The organism is Larkinella punicea (assembly GCF_003334855.1).
Classification (GTDB): Bacteria; Bacteroidota; Bacteroidia; order Cytophagales; family Spirosomataceae; genus Larkinella; species Larkinella punicea.
Window position 1 is genome coordinate 115327 of sequence record NZ_QOWE01000012.1, and the last position, 19575, is coordinate 134901.

A 19575-nucleotide genomic window follows, 5' to 3' on the forward strand; every position below is an offset into this window, starting at 1 on the left:
CTAAAAGAAAGATTAGCAAGTAGTTATCTTTGTCGGTCTTTTGCATTCAACCGCTTTTTTCATGACCGGTCGCTCCGAAATCCTGCGTCACCTCCAGCATTCGCTCGAAAAAAGCCGGTCTGGTCAACTCCAGATTGTGCTGGTGGCCGGCCCGGCCGGGATGGGAAAATCGACGCTTGTACGGGAAGGCCTTCGGAAAAGCCGCCCCTTTTACACCCTCGACTATCACTATTTTGAGTCGGTGGCCTTTCCGTATTCTCCCTTCGTTCAGGCACTGCGGACCATCCACGCCGACTTTGACTTGCGAACGCTGAATCTGGCGCAATTCGAATCGTTGGGACTGCTGTTGCCGGAGATCAAAACCGCTCCGGTCGAGGTGGATAAGGCAACGATGACGGATGCGATTCGGGAAGTGTTGCGAACCGTTGCCAGCCAGAAACCGCTGGCGCTGGTGATCGAAGACTGCCACTGGGCGGACGAGGCCACGCTGGAAATCCTGCCGGTTTTGCTGGAAGGCCTGACGACTTTGCCCATGACGGTTTTGCTGACGTACCGCGATGATGCGATCCCGCGGGATCATCCGCTCGTTCGGCTGCGAACTCAGTTCCGCCGTCAGCCGCTTTTTACCGAAATTAACCTGCCCCCGCTCCGGCAAGCGGAAACCGCTGAATTGATGGAAGAGGTGTTGGGTCAGGCCCCCAGCCCGGCGCTGGCGGAACTGGTTTTTGCCCAGACCCAGGGGCTTCCTTTTTTTGTCAAAGAACTGACGCGGGCGCTCCAGCATAAAAACAGTCTGGTTCGGGGGGCCGATGGGCTGGTACTGGAAAAGAACCAACCGATTCCGATTCCGGAAACCATCCGGGACATGGTCGCCCTGCAACTCGATGGCATTTCGGATAAAAACCGGGAGACGCTCGAACTGGCGTCATTGGTTGGTCAGGAGTTTAGCCTGGATTTGATCAGCGAGTTAGCGGCTGATGATCAGGCGATTGACGCCTTGGTGGCTCATTCGGTTCTATTCCTGAAAGACCAGCAAACCGGTTCCTTTAGCCACGCGCTGGTTCGGGAAGTGGTGAAACAGGACATTCTCTGGTCGAAGCGAAAACAACTGAACCGGGCCATTGCGGCCGCTTTGGAACAACGGGAAACCGCACCCGAACGGGTGGCCCAATACTGGCTGGAAGCCGGAGAAAAAGGGCGCGCCCGGACGGCTTTCGCCGAAGCTGCCCGAGCCTACTGCCAGTTGTATGCCCACGCCGATGCCGCCCGGACCGCCCATAAAGCCCTGGAAATGTGGCCAAAAGGCACCGATGAACCCGCGCGGCTGGTGTTGTTGCAGCAACTGGCTCACTGCGCCCGGGTAGGAGGGCAAACGCACTTGTCGATTCGGGCCCTGCGCGAAATGCTGGAAAGCCCGCTGGTGCTGGAAGACGATTCGAAGAAAGGAGAAACCTACCGCTCGCTGGCGATTTCCTACGCCTTACAGGGCATCTGGCAACACTACAAACATTGCCGGCAGTTAGCGGCCGAGTGCTACGAACGGGCCGGTTTTTGGGCCGAAGCCGCGAAGGACTGGCACGATCTGGCCAACCGCCACATCGACGACCTGAGCCTGAATGCGGCACTGGACGTGATCAACCGGGCCGTTCAAAACGCCATTCAGTCCGGTTCCGTCGATCTGCAGGCCAAATCGATGAGCCTGAAGGGGTACATCCTTTCCATGCAGGGCAAAAACAAAGAAGGCGAGCAGATGGCCCGGGAGGCTATTGCCCTGGCATTGGTCGAAAATCAGGTGGGGGCCTATGCGTATGCCTACCGAAAACTGGCCGGAACGCTGGAATATGCTTCCGATTTCAAAGGATCGATTCAGGCGTACACGACTGCACTCAACTTTTGCCGAAGTGAGAGAATGGAGACGCAGGCCCTGTTCTGCGTCAGTTGCATGTGCTGGGTGTTGTTCCGAATGGGCGACTGGAAACGGTGTCTTGAGCTTTGCAGGGAGTATGTCGAAAGTCCCGACAGCAACGAGCCTTCCCGGGCGGTGGGCTACCTGCTTATGGGCATCATCAAGGGGTTCCGGGGAGAAAACAAAACCGCCCGGCATTACCTGGATCAAGTCTACCCTTTTATGGTTCAGGCTAATTACCAACTCATTGAGTCGATTCTGTACTGTGCTACGGCGGTTACGTACGAAAACGAAAACCAGGTGGAGAAAGCCCGGCAGCATTTTACCCACTTGCTGACCGTGTGGGAACAAACGCACGAAGTACACGATATTCTGCCCGGCCTGTGCAGTGCGATGTCGTTTTTTACCGATCATGGCTATCAGGAAGAAGGCAACCAGACTGTCCAGATTCTGTCGACCATTGCCAATCTGACCGGCAATCCCGAAGCGGTAGCCACGCTGTCTTTTGCGCTGGGCGAGCTGGCATCGGTTCAGCAGAACGACCGGGAAGCGAACGAACACTACGCCCATGCCGTTCGGTCATTCGCGGAACTTTCGCTGCCTTTGCAACAGGTGATTGCTTTATACAAACAGGGAAAATTGCAGGGGGCCGCGGGCGACAAACCGGCGGCTTCCGACCTGCTCCGGCAGGCGCTGCAACTGGCGAAACAACTGGCGGTTCGGCCCCTGGCGGCTGCCATTACGGCGTTGTTGAATTCGATTTCAGAAAAGGAGGCCAAAACCGGGTCAGGGAAAGCGTTGGCGGGTCTGACCAGGCGGCAGGCGGAAATTTTGCAGGCGCTGGTGGAGGGATTATCCAACAAAGAGATTTCGGTGAAACTGCACCTGAGCACCCGAACCGTCGATATGCACGTTCGCCATCTGTTCGACCGGCTTAACTGCCGCACCCGGGCTGAAGCCGTCCGCAAAGCACTGGATGTGGAAACCCGGTTGGAAACCCGGTAGAAGCTAGACCGGACACAATTGGTTTGTCAACCGAACCAGTTCACTGTAACTCGTGGGCTTGACGAGCACGGTTCCATTTGCGGCTTCATGGACGCGCAGATTGTCGTTGGTTTCGAAGGAAGATCCCAGGATCACGGTGGGAATGGTCCGTAACTGACTGCTCAGTTTCAACCGTTTCAGGGTTGCAAAACCGTCCAGTACGGGCATATTGAGATCCAGAATGATCAGATCCGGCCGGTCGGCATAGTCGGTCAGGTGATCCAGCAATTCCTGACCATTGGAAAACGTGTACAGCAAACAACCGGGATGGTGTTTCTGGAAGGCCTGCCAGAGCATAAACCGGTCATCGTCGTCGTCATCGACAATAAAAACAAGACGGTGTTTCAACAACATAATGAATCTGATTTTAGAGTTGAACCTTTTCCGAACTCATTCTCAACAAGATAGCCGATCCAATCACTGGATCGGCTACTCCCTTTCTACCTAAAACGCTAAAGAAAACACACAAAATTTGACAAGAGAGTTGAGACAAAAGAGTAAAGACTTATACAACAGCGAATGATTTTAGGTCTTTACTCTCTTGTCTCAACTCTTTCGTCTACGTAAGCACTCGCCTTTTTCGCAGAACCTGCTGGCGACACCACTGCAATAATTGTATACGCTCCGGCGGAGAGAGCCATCGCAAAAGTTTCCGTAATTCTTTTCGGAAAAGCCGCCGGTCGAAATCAACTTTGTTCAGTACGCATTGACTGTATTCAAACCAGGACATATCAAGTAAGGGTTAAGTATTTCTACAAAGATGAGATACGCATCTTAAAACCCGCTTAGAGCCCGATTAAAAAAAAATTAGAATTTTCTTACAAAAGAAATAGCCGATTCCCAGAAAAGAACCGGCTATCGGAATCACCTGAAATTAGCAATGTTACTCGCCAAAAACCTTCTATTGCAAGGAGAGGAAAGAGGTGAGATCAGAGAGTAAAGACTGAATAAACAGCGCATAATTTCAGGTCTTTATTCTCTTGTCTCACCTCTTTAATCTGAACACAAAATTGACGCGGCTACATTAGAAAACGCTTAGAGCAATCTTAGAAAAATGTTAATTCGACCCTCCCAAAAGCTCCGGTTCCCGTCGCCAGGTTTTTGGGGCAGTTTCGGCCCGGCGATAAAAAAACCGGTACAGAATCGGAAAAATCAGCAGCGTCAGCACCGTGGCCGTCATCAAACCGCCAATGACGACCACCGCGAGCGGTTTCTGGGTTTCGGAGCCAATCCCGGTCGAGACGGCCGCCGGCAATAACCCGATAGCCGCCATCAAGGCCGTCATGACCACCGGGCGAATCCGGCTGCGGATTCCCTGCCGAATGGCCTCGTCGAGCGGAAGCCGGTCGGCCCGGTTCTGGTTGAAAACCGACACCAGAATCACGCCGTTCTGCACACAGATGCCAAACAGCGCAATGAAGCCCACTCCCGCCGAAATACCAAAGTTGATGCCCGTTGCGTGTAGCGCCAAAATGCCGCCCATCAGCGCAAACGGCACATTGAGCAACACCAGCCCGGCATCTTTCGGATTGCCAAACGTGATGAAGAGAATGACGAAAATGGCCGCCAGACTGAGTGGAACCACCTCCCCGAGCCGCTGGGTGGCCCGCACCTGGTTTTCAAATTCACCCGTCCAGTTGACGGAATAGCCCTTCGGCAGTTTCTTCAGTTTTTGATTGACTTTTTGCTGCGCTTCGGCAATGGTGCTGCCCAGATCGCGCTCCCGGACGGAGAACTTCACCCCGATAAACCGCTTGTTTAGATCGCGGTAGATAAACGCCGGGCCGGTGGTTTTGTGCAGGGTTGCAATCTCGCTGAGCGGTATTTTGCTGCCGTGCATCGTCGGCACCATCAGCCGCATGATGTCGTCTTCGGTTTTCCGATACTGCTCGGCGTAGCGCAGCCGGATGTCGAACCGGCGTTCTCCCTCGTACAGAATCGAAGCGGTTTTCCCGCCAATCGCCATCTCGATAACCGCCTGGGCATCAGCGGTTGAAACCCCGTATAAAGCCATTTTATGATCGTGAAACAACACGCTGATTTCGGGCTGGCCGATGTTCCGCAGAATACCGACATCCTTGATACCGGGCACGTCCTGAATGGCTTCGATCACCTCATCGGCCAGACCGTTGAGCGTCGTCAGATCTTCTCCAAAAATCTTGACGGCATTCGACGCGTTCATCCCGGCCACGGCTTCGGCCACATTGTCGATGATCGGCTGGGAATAGTTGTAGTTAATTCCCTGAAACTGTTTAAGTTTCACATCCATCTCTTCGATCAGGTCGTCGGTGGAAATCTTGCGCCCGGTCCGGCGATCCGGCCAGTCGTCTTTCGGTTTCAGGTTCACCTGCATCTGCACGTAATAAAAACCGGAGGGATCGGTGCCGTCGTTGGAGCGGCCGGTTTGCGACAACACCCCGTTGACTTCCGGAAATTCCATCAGCTTTTTCCGCAGAACGCGCACCATTTTGGTCGTTTCGCTCAGCGACGAACTCATCGGCAATTTGGCTTCCACCCACAACGCACCCTCGTTAAGCTGCGGCAAAAACTCCGTTCCCAAGAGGGTTGCCGAGAAAAACGTCAGCCCCAGACAAACCGTAGCCAGCAGAAAACTCAGTCGTTTGCGGGCATAACACCATTCAAAACCGGCGGTAACGGTATTCGTAAAAAACCGGACGATGAAATTATTCTTTTCCCGAACGTTTTTCCGCAGCAGCATGGAACACAAAACCGGTACCAGCGTCAGCGTGAACAACAAGGCACCCAGCAAGGCAAAACCGAGCGTCCAGGCCAGCGGGGAGAACATTTTGCCCTCCACTTTCTGAAAGGAAAAAATGGGCAGCAGCGCCGTAATAATGATCAGTTTGGAAAAGAAAACCGCTTTACCCAACTCGCCCCCGGTTTTTTTGATCAGCCCGAGTTTGCTCATCCGGTTGAAGGTCGCCATGCCTTTTTTGTGCGCCAGATGGTCGAGTGTCACGAAAATCCCTTCCACCATCACCACGGCTCCGTCGATGATGATGCCGAAATCGACCGCGCCCATCGACAGTAAATTGGCCGACATGCCCCGCAAACGGAGACACATAAACGCAAACAGCAAAGCCAGCGGAATGATGATGGAAACGATGACGGTGGTGCGCCAGTCGGCCATGAACACAAACACGATGACCGTCACCAGAACGATGCCTTCGATCAGGTTGTGCATCACCGTTCGGGTACAGAACGCAATGAGGTTGTCCCGGTCGTAGAACGTGACCATCTTGGTGTCCGATGGCAAAATCCGGGTGTTCAGTTCTTCGATTTTATCCTTCACCCGCGTCAGAATTTCGCTGGGATTTTCGCCTTTCCGCATCACCACGATGCCTTCCACCACGTCGTCGTTGTCGTTCAAGCCAACCTGCCCGACCCGGGGCAAGCTCGATTCGGCGACTTCGGCCACGTTTTTCACCAGAACCGGATTGCCATTCAGTTCTTCAATGATGATGTTTTCAATATCGGGAATTGACGTCAGCAGGCCGACGCCCCGAACAACATAGGCTTGCCCGTTGCGCTCGATGACATCGCCCCCGACGTTGATGTTGCTGCGCGTGATGGCCTGGTATACTTCCAGGGGCGTCAGGTCGTATTTGGTCAGTTGCGTGGGATTGACCCGGATTTCGTAGATTTTCTCCTGTCCGCCAAACGCCACGACGTCGGCCACCCCCGGCACACTGCGCAACTGGCGGTCGATCACCCAGTTGTGTAACGTCAGCAGTTCGCGGCTATCGCGGGTTTTGCTTTCCAGCGTAAACCGGAAAATTTCACCCGTCGGGCCATACGGCGGCTGCACATCCGGCTCAACGGTTTCGGGAAGCGTCACATTCCGAAGCTGATTATTCACCTGTTGCCGGGCAAAAAAGTCTTCGACATCATCCTCAAAAATGATTTTGATGACCGACAATCCGAACATCGTAATCGACCGGACGTTCGTTTTCCGCTGCACCGAGTTCATGGCCACTTCGATGGGCACGGTCACAAACCGCTCCACTTCTTCGGCACTCCGCCCGTTCCATTCTGTCACGACGATAATCTGGGTGTTGGTGACGTCGGGAAACGCTTCGAGCGGGGTATTCAGATAGCTCACCACACCGGCGATGATGAGTCCGGCAGTCATGAAAAAGACAAAAAACCGGTTTTTGAGCGAAAAGCCGACGATATTCCGAATGAACCTGTTCATATTCTCAATGAGTGATTGAGTGATTGAGTGACTAAATGAATAGGGGAAATACGCTATCGGCAGGCAGAGTATTGAGATTTTATTCGCTCACCGCGCGGGCGACCCCGTCACTCATTCACTCAATCGTTAAGCGCGTCGTAAACCAGTAGCTGATTCTTCGAGATGACCTTTTCTCCTGTTTTGAGACCGGAGCTGATGTAGGCAATGTCGCCCAGAAATTTGTGGACGTGAACCTCCCGGGTTTCGATGTCGGAGCGGCTTCGAAACACCATGACGTAGTATTTTGAATTGTCGAAAATAACCGCAGTGGAAGGCACCGTTGCCATGTTTACGCCGTCGTCGAACCGCAGGGCCACCGTCGCGTGCATCTCCGGTTTGAGTTTCATATTTCCGTTTTTAAGCCGGATGCGAATGGTCATGGCCTTGGTTCCGGGGTCGAGCACGCTGAAAATTTTATCGACTTTCCCGTGAAATTGCAGATCTGGATAACTCAGCGTTTGCACGTTGGCCGACATCCCGGCTTTCACCCGGCCAATGTCGCTTTCGTTGACGTTGGCCAGCACCCAGACGTCGCTGATCTGGCCCACCGTAAACAGGTTGTCGGCGTTGTCGGAGCGAAGCTGCATGTCCCGGTTGACGTTTTTCTCGATCACAAAACCGTCGATCGGTGCCCGAACCACGTAGGTCGGCGTTTTCCCCAGGCCGTAAATCCGAAAGATTTCCTTCACCCGGCTGAGTTCGGCCTGGGCGGTTTCCACGTCTTTCTTCGCCGAAACCACTTCGCGCTGGGAGTTCAGTTTGCTCTCGAATAGGTCTTCTGCCACGCTCAGATTCTTCTGAGCCAGCAGCAGATCCGACTGGGCCTGAATCATTTGACGCTCAAAGTCAGCCACCTCGCCCGACCGGATCACGGCCAGTTGCTGCCCTTTTTTCACGAAATCACCCAGTTCCACATCCACCTCTTCCACCACGCCCCCGACCAGTGGAAACACCTTGATCACCTTGTTTTCGTCGGCGGCCACCTTGCCCACCAGCGTCAGCTCGCTCCGGACCGGCTGGTTCAAAACCGTGTCCAGGTGGATGCGATTCATCATCGTATCCGACATCATAAAAGCCTTTGCTTCGCTTTCATCCAATTTCTGATGGCAGGCTGTCGCCAGCCCCAGCATGCCCAGCAATAAACCGCTAACGAGTTTTTTCATCCTTTTTTAGTTAAAAAGCTCCTCCCCCACGACATAATTCAGTTCTTCATACGCACTGATGCGGTCGGCTTTGAGCCGGTTCAGTTCTTTGGTGCTTTCGTTGTACGTCTCGATGAGGTCGATAAATTCCAGCAGGGAGATGTTGCGTTTCTGAAAATTGGCAAACAGACCCTGGTTCAACAGCTCGAATTGTTCCGAAAACCGCGACTCGACCGACTGCACCGTTCGCTCTACTTCCTGGACTTTTTGCAAAGCCGCCAGCACTTCGTTGTTCACCTGCACGGCTTTCTGGTTTTGAATCTGTTTCTGGTAGTCGATCTGGCTGCGGGCGGCTTTGATGGCGCCCTGATTGCGGTTCAGAAACGGCAAATCCATCGCCACCGAAACACCGAGGTAATGCGGAATGTAGCTTCCCGCCTGATCATACGTTCCGCCAACCCGAAGATCCGGCACCGCCAGCGCCTTTTGTAAATTGTAATTCAGCTCCGATTGCCGGGTCAGCGACTGGTTGGCAAGCACATCCGGCCGGTTCCGCAGCGCCCGGTTTCGCAACGAGTCGACCGGCTGGTTGGGGAAGCGGTATTGCTGGAGCTGGGCTTCGTTGACCAGCGGAAGAATGGGCTGATCGACCGAAAGCAACGTCCGCAAAAACTGCTGGTTTTCGGTCTGGCGAAGCCGGATTTCCAGCCGGTCGTTGTTGAGTTGAAACAGCAGGGCCTTCAGACGCAGCAGTTCGCGCAACGACACGTTATTTTTGTCGAATTGCTGCTCAAAAGCCGCGACGGTTCCCTGCAAGGTGGTGATCTGACGGTCGTAACGCGCGAGGGTTTCCTGCTGAAAGTAGAGGTCGAAAAACCGGCTGCGGAGTTCAAACCGGAGTGAGCGCAACAAATCGGCGAACTCATAATCGTTCAGCCGGGTCGCTTCCTGCGCCAGCAAAATCCGTTTGTTACGTTTCCCGGCGGTATACAGCAGTTGCTGCACCGAAATAATTTTCTGCCCCTGCCGACCCACGTCCAATGCCCGGTTCCGCTCCGTATTGTAGGCGCTCACCTCCACCGAAGCCGTCGGATTGTCGTACAAACCGGCCTGAATAATGTCCCCCTGCCCGGCTTCGATCCGAAACCGGCCCGCCAGCAGCAACAGGTTATTTTTCAGAAACAGACTATCGGCCTGCCGTCGGCTCAGCCGCAAGGTATCCTGCGCCAGGCCGGTCAGCGAAAGCAGGCAAATACTACTAAAAACAGCTAAAAATCGCATTCTATTGGGTTCTCACAATGCCGATGCAAGGTTCACCCACAGAAGTTAGAAGGCTGTTAAAAGTGAATTAGAAAAATGTTAAAGAGCCGTTAAAAAAAAATTAGAGACTCAAAGATGAGCGATCCGGATGGTAAACTGACTGCCCTCATTCAGGTGGCTTTCCACGGTGATGGTGCCCTGATGCAGTTCCACAATCCGTTGACAAATGGAGAGACCAATCCCAAACCCCTCATAACCAGCGGCATTGGCCGACCGGTAAAACGGTTCAAAGATCAGTTCCGTTTCTTGGGAGGTCATACCAATCCCTTCGTCGCGGACGCTCACCCAGCACGAACGGGCATCGGTACCGAGTCGGACATGGGCGGTGTGATCGGCGGAATATTTACAGGCATTGTCCATCAGGTTCAGCAAAACCCGTTTCAGCAATTCTTCATTCCCCGACACGGTGGTTTCTGTTTCCGATTCGGGCAGATTATCGTAATCGAATTCAACGCGGTAGTGGGGTTTGGCACTCAACAACTCATCCCTGGCCAGCAGCACCACTTCCTCCATCTGCACCGGAGCCAGCGGCATCTGGCTGATGTTTTCGAGCGTTCGGGCCAGAAACAACAGGCTGTTGGTCAAACCGATAAGGCGGTCGGCATCCGATAGCAAATTGGTTAGAATGGTTTCATATTCATCGGCCGTTAACCGGCGGAGAAGGCCCAGTTGAATTTCGGATTTGAGGGCCGCCAGGGGCGTCCGGAGTTCGTGGGATGCGTGGGAAACGAAGCTGCGCTGCTGTTCGAAAGCCTGCTCCAGCCGCCCCAGCACGGCGTTGAAATTGACCGCCAACTGATCGATTTCGTCCCGCCGATTGCCCTCATCGAGCCGTTGCCGCAGGTTCCGGGCGGTGATGGTCGAAACCTGGGTGTTGATCTCGCCGATGGGCCGCAACGATTGCCCGGCGAAGAAAATGCCCAGGCCGATGGTCAGACTAATACCGCCCAACAAACCCCAGATCAACGTGATGCGGAGGTTTTTTTGTTTATTCTGCCCAACGCGGTCATTGGCCGACGCCAGCACCACCAGTTGCCGCCCGCCTTCTTCGTATAAAATACCGGCCAACTGGTTGTCATCACTCCAGGTTTCCACCTCTTTCAACTGCCTGACCTCGTCGAGCAATCCCCGTTGGTAGTGAATGATGTGGTCGTCGACGCTGGAATAGATCAGGCGGTTTTGTTCATCGAACACCAGCACTTTTTCGTCATACAGGGCCGTGAGCGTATTCCGGTCGATAATTTTAAGGAGATTGTGATCGACCTCATTGACCTGAATCAAAAACCGGGCGGTGGTGAGTGCCTTGCTTTTTAGCCGGTCATAGAAATCTTCGCGGCTGTAGGTGGCCGTGGTTACGTAAATAATGACCGAAAAGGCCAGCAAAATGGTGGCAACGATGAGTGAAAACTGAAGCGCGATCCGGTTCCTGATCTTCATCTGCTTACTCCACTTTTAAAACGTAGCCCATACCGGCGCGGGTGTGAATCAGTTTGGGTTCAAAATCCCGATCCATTTTTTTTCGTAAGTAGTTGATATACACCTCTACGACATTCGTTCCGGGATCAAAATTAAGACTCCAGACTTTTTCGGCCAGGTCCATTTTGGAAACGACCCGGCCCCGGTTGCGGACCAGGTATTCGAGCAGGGCAAACTCCCGGGCGGTTAAGTCGATGGGTGTGCTGCCGCGTTTGACTTGTTTCGTAGATAGATTGATTTCCAGATTCGCGATGCGCAACACCTCATCGGCAACGCTTTTATCGATCAAATCCGCCCGCCGGAAACAGGTTGCGATCCGGGCGTTCAACTCCCTGAAATCGAAGGGTTTCACCAGGTAGTCATCGGCTCCGCGTTCCAGTCCTTCCACCTTGTCTTCAATTTCGCCCAGGGCCGTGAGCATGATGATCGGCAGATGCGGTTTTTCGGCCCGGACATTCCGGCAGATTTCATAGCCATTCAGACCCGGCAGGTTGATGTCCAGAATGATCAGATCGAACGGTTGCCGCAACGCCAGATCACGCCCGTTGTAGCCTTCGTAAGCCACCTCGGTCTGGTACCCCTCTTCCATCAAACCCCGGCTGATGTTCTGGGCAATCCGGCGGTCATCTTCAACGATTAGAATGGTTTTCATACGGCTTTGAAATCAGGATACGTACCAAACTAACACCACAAACTGCCCGGACGGTTCTTGAAATCCAAATTCTAAGGGTATTCTAATGCCGTCGCCCTCCCATTCTGAAACGCTTGCCGGTCGGCTCACACGGTTTATTGGTCGACATTTCAGGCCCACTCGTCTATTAAGCTTGTACATTCACCTGAAAAAGTATTACTTTGACTATTTCATACTGTACTCTCTTTCGTCAGTCTATACATCCCAATCTACCGAATTAAAACGATGGAAAACCAATCCACTCGCCGTCAGTTTCTGGGTGCCACAGCCGCTCTGGTTTCCAGTGCCCTGGCTGCTCCTTCCAAACTGTTTGGCGCACCCGCCCTGATCCGCAATCTGAACAAACCCAATTCGCTGATCAACGGCGTCCAGGTTGGGGTCATTACGTATTCGTACCGGGATATGCCCGACCAAAGTGCCGAAGCCACCCTGCAATACGTTCTGGATAGCGGCATCAGCGCCATCGAGTTGATGGGCGGGCCGGCCGAGTCGTTTGCGGGTGCTCCCAAAAATACGGTCGATATGCGATCGATTTTTCCGTTGATGCGGAAACGGCGCGAAAACCAGACCCTCACCGAAGACGAACAGAAAACGCTGGCGGATGCGGATGCCAAAATGAAAGCCTACCGGGCAGAAGTGACCAAATGGCGGCTCTCGGTTCCGATGAGTAAGTTTGAGCAGGTTCGCAAGATGTATAACGCGGCCGGTGTCACCATTTACGGATTCAAGCCCGACGCGTTTGGCATGCAGAACACCGATGCGGACATCGATTATGGGATGCGGGCGGCTAAAGCACTGGGGGCCAACCAAGTCACCCTTGAACACCCGGCCAATGATGCCCATACGCTGAGATTGGGAAAAATGGCCGAGAAACACGGTTTGCGGGTTGGTTACCACGGTCATGAACAGCAAACCCCCACGTTCTGGGATACCGCCCTCGCCCAATCCCCCGGCAATGCCATGAACTTCGATCTGGGTCATTACCTGGCCGCCGGTCAGCCCGACCCGCTGGGCTTGATCCGGCAGAAACACACGCGGATTTCCAGTATGCACATCAAAGACCGCCAATTACCGGCGAATGGCAAAGGAAATCTGCCCTGGGGTCAGGGCGATACGCCCCTGTTGCCGGTTTTGAAACTGATGCGCGAACAGAAATATACGTTCCCGGCCACGGTCGAACTGGAGTATAAAATTCCGGAAGGCTCCAATGCCGTCGCTGAAGTGAAGAAATGCATGGATTTCTGCCGGAATGCGCTGAGTTAAAAAGTTTTAAAAAGGAATGATAAATGTTAAATGATGAATGTCAAATGTAAAAGTGCCGGAGTTGCAATCACTTTTACATTTAGCACTCATCATTAATACTGTACGAAGGATTGATTTTGCCGAATAGTCTTTGGGGTTTAAGCAAAGCATGCTTTTAAAATCGCCTTTTTATCTATTAACTACGGTTTTTGACACCCATTTCGCCACCATAAAGCAACCCCGAGCAGACTGGGCCGCGTAGCGGACGAATATTTGTAGCAAGACGCAGGTATGCTCGCAGTCCAGCGTGCTGTCAGGCACGCAACAGGCGCACAGGTTGCGTGCCTGACAGCACGCTAGCGCTCTGAAAGACACACGCCTTGCTACAAACATCTGTCCGCTACGCGGCCCAGTCTCTTACCGTTCGCTTCAATGCATACGATACAGAAAATTTTACGCCAACATCCCAAACTTGAAGCACGGAGAAAAATCCTTCGTACAGTACTGACTCATCATTTAACATTTATCATTCCTTTTTTCACCCTAACCCCGCCGATTTCAGCATTCCCCGCAGCGTCTGTAAATCGGTCTGCATGGCCTTGTAGATTTTCTCGCGGGGAACCGTAATGTTTCGTTTGCCCTGATCGGCACCGCCCAGCGGGTATTCAAGGTGCAACGAAATCGGAACGCGGACGTTTAGTTTCTTAAGCAGCGCAAAATAGGCCGGAAAATCGACCATGCCTTGTCCCAGTGGCACGCTTTCCGCCTTCCATTTTCCCGCCTTTTTCTCCCAGATCACATCTTTAATGGCGATAAACCGGATGTGTGGGGCAATCATCCGCAAGCCCGTCGACCAGGACGTCCCTCCCTCCACCGTCGCGTGACGAATGTCGTACTGACTTCCCATATTAGGGCTATTAATCTCCTTAAGAACCGTGGCCAGATCCCAGGTGGCCGAGCCGAAGTTGGTTCCGGCGTGGTTTTGATAGGCTCCTGCCAGATTCAGTTGCTGGTTTAGTTTCGCCAGTTCGCCGAGTTGTTTTTGGTAGCTGGTCAGCACCGCCTGAATGGGCTGGTCGGCGGGATAGGCCAGCCAGCCTGTGCGGTAATACCGGATGCCCTGCTTACTGGCGGTTTCCAGCACCGTTCGGGCCGTCTCATCGGCTTTGGTGATAGCAGTGGTAATCGTAGATACGCTCAGGTCCCGCTTTTTCAGGATGTCGACCGCTTTCGGCAAATCGGTTTGAACCCGGGCCGGTTCGACGTGGCCATCGGGCCGAACCGTCAGATCGACGCCGTCGAAACCGAGGTCGGACGCAACCGTTGCCATTTCGGTATAGTCCAGAAAATGAAGAAGTTTCGAGAAAATATGAATACTAAAGGGAGCGGCATCGGCCGGTAACTGCGAAACCGCCTTTGTTTCAGCCGCCAAACCAGCCAGACTGGTTGCCAGCAGCCCTTTTAACACATCACGGCGTTGAAGCAGAAGAGGCATAGCGTCAGGGAATAGGTATGCCGATAAGAAATTTTGCGGGGTAATCTACTCAGCGTAAGCGTGGGGAGCTTTCACACTGCGTGGAATTTGCGGCCTGTTGCCAGGTTACCCGCCCACACGCAGCGAAGCCGATTATAACGTTTTTTGCACTGCAGACACAAAGTCTTTGCTTACACTAATAATCCGAGCAATCAAATCAATTGGTAAACCTTCTTTTAAGGCATTTTGAATGGCCAATATTTTCACGGCTTCGATCCGCTTCTGTTCTGCTTTAACCGCTTCGGCATTAGCCGCTGTCACGCGAGCAAAATACGCCCGCTCTTCAGGGGTCATCTTCCGCGTGTCCAACTCGTCAATGGCCCGCTTGAGCCATTCCTCATTCCAGAAAGCGGGGTATTGAGTCGGTTCGGTTGTATGAAGGGGCTTCATGGTATAAACCAGTTTGTCTAAATCGGCCTCTATCTCAGCTACATGCTTGTTAAACTTAGCCAATTCTACCGTGATAAACGTCATTTGGGTGTCAATGATTTCACCCGCTTCACTTCGTAGATTGGCAACCGTATGAAACTGAGCCGTTGGCAGAATATTCTTTGCTAAAATAGCAATCGCGTAGATTTTAGGCAAGTTGGCATAATCAAACTCTCCACGTTCTACTACCGTGTTAAATTTATGCAGGGCGTAAAACTTCATGCGTTGCACAAAATGCGGGGCCAGACCTAACTGCATTTCAACGATAAACTGATTCCCGTTTTCGTCGGTACAAGCCAAATCAAAAATCCCGCTCCGACTGTCAATGGTCAAAGCCTCAAATGAATTCTTGTCAAAATGCACCTCCCGAATAGGTATTTTCGACTTGATAAGTGCCTGCAACGCTATACGAAGGAACAAACTATCAGCTTCGTTACCGAAAGTGGCCTTAAAACCATAGTCTGAAATAATGGGAATATAAACGCCTGTTTCCATCTAAAAAAGTTACAGAAAACCTTGAATCTGATGGCCTTCTCAACTATGGCCCAAACCTGCCAAACTCGGACATTCACTTTATTACACGTAACCCGCCCATGAGCAATGGATTACCCAAAAGTTGCCCATGCGGAATAAACCAATACGACAAAAGACTTTTAAAGCACATTAAATTCAGCATGCCGACAAATGGTGTAAAGCCCCTACTCCGCCTGCTTCGCTTTCACCAGCAACACCAGCAGAACCGCCACCGCCGGAACCGTTAAACCGCCCGCGATCAGGGCCTGGCGGTTGGTGCTGAATCCATCCGCAATGCCCGAATACAGGTTGATCATAATCGCTATAAAGAGCAATGCGGTTAAAATAGGTAAGACTTTCATGGCTTTCTGTATACTTTAGTGTTTGCATGTTGACCGATTTGGTTACTATATGACGGTGCGATGACCCACTTGTCACACCGGAAAGCATAAAAAAACTTCGTCCACCAACCGCGGCTGTCTGGTTATTACACCGCTCCTTTTCGGGTCAAACGGGTTTGTAAAACCGGTAGGCAATCTGTGGCAAACGGATTGTAAAAATCGGTATGTTTGTTGTTCCATTCGATGAACGGTTTTATTCGTTCATCCTGCTTCTTTAATCTGGTAACTCATGCTGATGCTGCGTCGAATCGGGCTGGTTTTGCTCGTCCTGTTTATCCTGTTGAATATCGTTTCGGCTTTCCATGCCTCCCGTTTTACCTATTTTTACAACAATCCCGACAAAACACCGGCGCGGAAAGCCGAAGACTATTCGACCAGCGAACTCATCCAGGCGGCTTTTTTTGGTCTGAAACTGAAAAAGTCGGTCATCAGCGACACCCCGAAAATCCCCTACGAAACCATCCGGCTCACCAACGAATATGGTCAGAGACTGGAAGGCTGGTATATCCCGGCAGAACAGGCCAAAGGCACCGTGATTTTGTGCCACGGCCACGCGTCGAACAAGTCGAAAATCCTTTGCGAAGCGGACTATTTTCACGCACTGGGCTACAACACCCTGTCGTTCGACTTCCGGGCGCACGGCAATTCTGATGGCAACATTTGCACCATCGGTTTTCGTGAAACCAACGATCTGAAAGCCGCCTATGATTTTGTGGCGAAGGGAAAGGAGAAAAACATCATTCTCTGGGGCGTGTCGATGGGTGCCGCCACGATCCTGAAAGCCATCCCCGAACACGGATTAAAACCGGCGCGGGTCATTCTGGAATGTCCGTTTGCCTCACTCTACGACGCCATCCAGGGCCGCCTTCGCTCGATGCACATTCCCGCACATCCGGTGTCGGAATTGCTGGCGTTATGGGGTGGTCTACAGCGCAGCATGTGGGTGTTTGGCTACCGCCCGTCGGAGTCGGCCAAACAGCTTACGATGCCGGTTTTACTGAACTGGGGCGCGAAAGACCCCCGGGTTCTGCGGCACGAAACCGACGCTATTTTTGAGAATTTAGGCACTTCCCGGAAACAGTTGGTGGTTTTCGAAAACTCGGCACACCAGTCGTTTTGCACCGTCGAAAACGCGAAATGGCAGGCCAACATCAGTCGTTTTTTGCAAACCAGCCCCAAACCGGCCCTTCAACCGGTGACCGAACTTGAAGCCCGGTGAGGTGGTTTATGCCAGAATGATGCACGATAAATTACCCAAACAAAGCCGTTGATCAGTCGGTTGATAAAGGATTACTTGCTAATTCTTCTCAAACGATGAACAACCGAATTATTCTTTTTGCACACACCTTACTCCTGACCGGCCTGCTGCTGTCCTGCGGCCAAAGCAAAAAGGCGGAAAGCGACGAAAATACCGCCACGACGACGGAACAACCCGAAACTGCCCAGTCGCCTGATCTGCCGGAACCTTCCGAATCGTCCAAGCATTTCAGCAATGTGATCGGCTGGAAAGACGGCCAGATGCCCAAAGCTCCCGACGGTTTTGTGGTCACCGAATACGCCCGCGACCTGAAAAACCCGCGCCGGACTTACGTGCTGCCGAACGGCGATGTGCTGGTGGTCGAATCCCAAACCGAAAAGAAAGGCGTGGTGAAGAAGGTGGTAGCCGCCGTCAGTGGACAAGCCAAAGCCGGTGCCGTTGGTGAAAGTGCCAACCGCATCACGCTCCTCCGCGATGCGAACAAAGACGGTAAACCGGAAATTCGCGAAACCTTTCTGGCGGATTTGAATCAGCCATTTGGAGTCGTTTTAATCGGCAACACGCTGTATGTCGCCAATACCGACGGCGTTCTCAAATTTCCGTATCAGCCGGGTCAGACCAAAATAACCGCCAAAGGAACGCCGATTCTGCCGCTGCCCGCCGGGGGCTACAACAACCACTGGACGCGCAATCTGCTTGCCAATGCCGACGGTTCCAAAATCTACGTTTCGGTGGGATCGGGCAGCAATGTGGGCGAAAACGGGATGGAGCATGAAGTGAAACGGGCCGCCATTCTGGAAATCAACCCCGATGGTTCGGGCGAGCGGATTTACGCCAGCGGACTTCGGAATCCGGTGGGCATGGACTGGGCTCCCGGTACAAACACGCTGTGGACTGCCGTCAACGAACGCGACGAACTGGGCGATGAACTGGTTCCCGACTACATCACCAGTGTTAAAGAAGGCGCATTCTACGGCTGGCCTTACTCCTATTTTGGTCAGAACGAAGACCCGCGCCGGAAAGGCGAACGGCCCGATCTGGTCAAAAAAGCGATCGTTCCCGATGTTGCCGTAGGCTCGCACACGGCGTCGCTGGGCCTGGCGTTTTATGATAAAACCGCCTTCCCGGAAAAATACCGCAATGGTGCATTCGTGGGTCAACACGGTTCCTGGAACCGGTCGGCTTTTTCCGGCTATAAAGTCCTTTTTGTTCCCTTTCAGAATGGAAAACCGAGTGGGAAACCGGAAGATTTTCTGACCGGTTTTATTGCCAACGACAAGGACGTGTTTGGTCGTCCGGTTGGCTTATCGGTTTTGCCCGACGGTTCGCTGCTCGTGGCCGATGATGCCGGCAACCGGATCTGGCGGGTCAGTGCAACGCGCTAACGAAAGTATTTCAGGGTTTTGTTCTCGATTGGTACAAATGCGGTCATATTTGGGATAATTCCAATAGCATTCTTCGATTGATAGCACTACGTTTGCGAACCGACTGTCCCTTCCTGTTCGTTTGGGGGCGGTCGGTATCGATCGGTTTTACGAATCTCCTAACATTGTCCCATGAAATTCAAAGACAAAGTAGTGGTCATTACCGGCGCCACCACCGGCATTGGCAAAGCGACCCGTGAATACCTTACTCGTGAAGGTGGCATTGTTTTTAATCTCGACATCCAAAAACCAGCAGTCGACGACACGCCTGGTGAATTTATCCGATGTGATGTCCGCAACAAGCAGGAAATCAAAGACAGTCTGGCGGCTGTTGTGGCGAAAGAAAACCGGATCGACATGCTCTTCGCCAACGCCGGCATCCACCTTTTCGCCACGATGGAACAAACGTCCGACGACGAGCTGGATAACCTAATCGATATCAACATCAAAGGCACGTTTCATACCGTTCGGGAAGTACTTCCTTACATGAAAGCGCAGCGGAAGGGAAGCATCGTTCTGATGGGTTCCGATCAGACCTTTACCGGCAAAGCCAGCAGTTCGGTCTATGGCCTGACCAAGGGAGCGATCGGGCAACTCACCAAAAGCACGGCCATCGACTACGCCCCGTTCAACATCCGGGTTAACTGCATTTGTCCCGGCACCATCGATACGCCCTTGCTCCATAAAGCGGTTACCCACTTTTCCACCGTCAATTCCGTTGACGAAGCGGGTGTTTACGAGTCAATGAACACCATCCAGCCTTTGGGTCGGATCGGCCAACCGGAAGAGATTGCCGCGGTGGTCGCGTTCCTGTTGTCGGACGACAATTCCTTTATGACGGGCAGTCTGGTGAGTGCGGATGGTGGGTATATTTGTCAATAGTGAATGAAACCGATGGATCAAAACCAACGAAACACCCGACGAGACGCCCCCCAGCACG

At 52.8% G+C, this 19575-nt stretch carries 14 protein-coding genes; 5 read left to right on the forward strand and 9 right to left on the reverse strand.

Features of this window, described 5'->3' with window-relative positions:
• Positions 1 to 61 precede the first annotated feature (61 nt).
• Positions 62 to 2911 carry a helix-turn-helix transcriptional regulator gene (locus DUE52_RS15880; protein WP_114407011.1) on the forward strand — a complete coding sequence of 950 codons (2850 nt, stop codon included), beginning with the start codon at positions 62 to 64 and terminating at the stop codon, positions 2909 to 2911.
• Positions 2912 to 2914: 3 nt separating this feature from the next.
• Here DUE52_RS15880 and DUE52_RS15885 read toward each other — a convergent pair whose 3' ends face one another.
• From DUE52_RS15885 to DUE52_RS15910, 6 genes are all read right to left on the reverse strand, one after another.
• Positions 2915 to 3304 carry a response regulator gene (locus tag DUE52_RS15885; RefSeq protein WP_114407012.1) on the reverse strand — a complete coding sequence of 130 codons (390 nt, stop codon included), beginning with the start codon at positions 3302 to 3304 and terminating at the stop codon, positions 2915 to 2917.
• Positions 3305 to 4007: 703 nt separating this feature from the next.
• Positions 4008 to 7166, reverse strand: coding sequence for an efflux RND transporter permease subunit (locus DUE52_RS15890; protein WP_114407013.1), 3159 nt, complete (start codon positions 7164 to 7166; stop codon positions 4008 to 4010).
• Between the two features lie 119 nt (positions 7167 to 7285).
• On the reverse strand, positions 7286 to 8368 hold the full coding sequence (locus tag DUE52_RS15895; RefSeq protein WP_114407014.1) for an efflux RND transporter periplasmic adaptor subunit: 1083 nt from the start codon (positions 8366 to 8368) through the stop codon (positions 7286 to 7288).
• Between the two features lie 6 nt (positions 8369 to 8374).
• Positions 8375 to 9628: a TolC family protein gene (locus DUE52_RS15900; RefSeq protein WP_114407015.1), complete on the reverse strand. Its 1254-nt coding sequence runs from the start codon at positions 9626 to 9628 to the stop codon at positions 8375 to 8377.
• A 108-nt stretch (positions 9629 to 9736) separates the two neighbouring features.
• Entirely contained in the window at positions 9737 to 11104 is a 1368-nt protein-coding gene (locus tag DUE52_RS15905; protein ID WP_114407016.1) for a sensor histidine kinase, read from the reverse strand.
• A gap of 4 nt (positions 11105 to 11108) precedes the next feature.
• Complete coding sequence (locus tag DUE52_RS15910) at positions 11109 to 11795, reverse strand: response regulator transcription factor (RefSeq protein WP_114407017.1); 687 nt, start codon at positions 11793 to 11795, stop codon at positions 11109 to 11111.
• A 264-nt stretch (positions 11796 to 12059) separates the two neighbouring features.
• On the opposite strand from DUE52_RS15910, the gene DUE52_RS15915 reads away from it, so the two are divergent.
• Entirely contained in the window at positions 12060 to 13097 is a 1038-nt protein-coding gene (locus DUE52_RS15915) for a sugar phosphate isomerase/epimerase family protein (protein ID WP_114407018.1), read from the forward strand.
• A gap of 517 nt (positions 13098 to 13614) precedes the next feature.
• Here DUE52_RS15915 and DUE52_RS15920 read toward each other — a convergent pair.
• From DUE52_RS15920 to DUE52_RS32440, 3 genes are all read right to left on the reverse strand, one after another.
• A complete protein-coding gene (locus tag DUE52_RS15920; RefSeq protein WP_114407019.1) occupies positions 13615 to 14571 on the reverse strand; it encodes a sugar phosphate isomerase/epimerase family protein in 957 nt (318 codons plus the stop codon).
• 132 nt (positions 14572 to 14703) lie between these two features.
• Positions 14704 to 15534, reverse strand: a complete 831-nt coding sequence (locus tag DUE52_RS15925; RefSeq protein ID WP_114407020.1) for an Rpn family recombination-promoting nuclease/putative transposase — start codon at positions 15532 to 15534, stop codon at positions 14704 to 14706.
• Between the two features lie 203 nt (positions 15535 to 15737).
• Positions 15738 to 15914: a hypothetical protein gene (locus DUE52_RS32440; RefSeq protein ID WP_165840953.1), complete on the reverse strand. Its 177-nt coding sequence runs from the start codon at positions 15912 to 15914 to the stop codon at positions 15738 to 15740.
• 268 nt (positions 15915 to 16182) lie between these two features.
• On the opposite strand from DUE52_RS32440, the gene DUE52_RS15930 reads away from it, so the two are divergent.
• From DUE52_RS15930 to DUE52_RS15940, 3 genes are all read left to right on the forward strand, one after another.
• The gene (locus DUE52_RS15930; protein ID WP_114407021.1) at positions 16183 to 17172 is read left to right on the forward strand and encodes an alpha/beta hydrolase; all 990 of its coding nucleotides are present in this window, start codon (positions 16183 to 16185) and stop codon (positions 17170 to 17172) included.
• 95 nt (positions 17173 to 17267) lie between these two features.
• Positions 17268 to 18596, forward strand: a complete 1329-nt coding sequence (locus DUE52_RS15935; RefSeq protein ID WP_114407022.1) for a PQQ-dependent sugar dehydrogenase — start codon at positions 17268 to 17270, stop codon at positions 18594 to 18596.
• A 171-nt stretch (positions 18597 to 18767) separates the two neighbouring features.
• A complete protein-coding gene (locus DUE52_RS15940; RefSeq protein WP_114407023.1) occupies positions 18768 to 19517 on the forward strand; it encodes an SDR family NAD(P)-dependent oxidoreductase in 750 nt (249 codons plus the stop codon).
• Positions 19518 to 19575 lie beyond the last annotated feature (58 nt).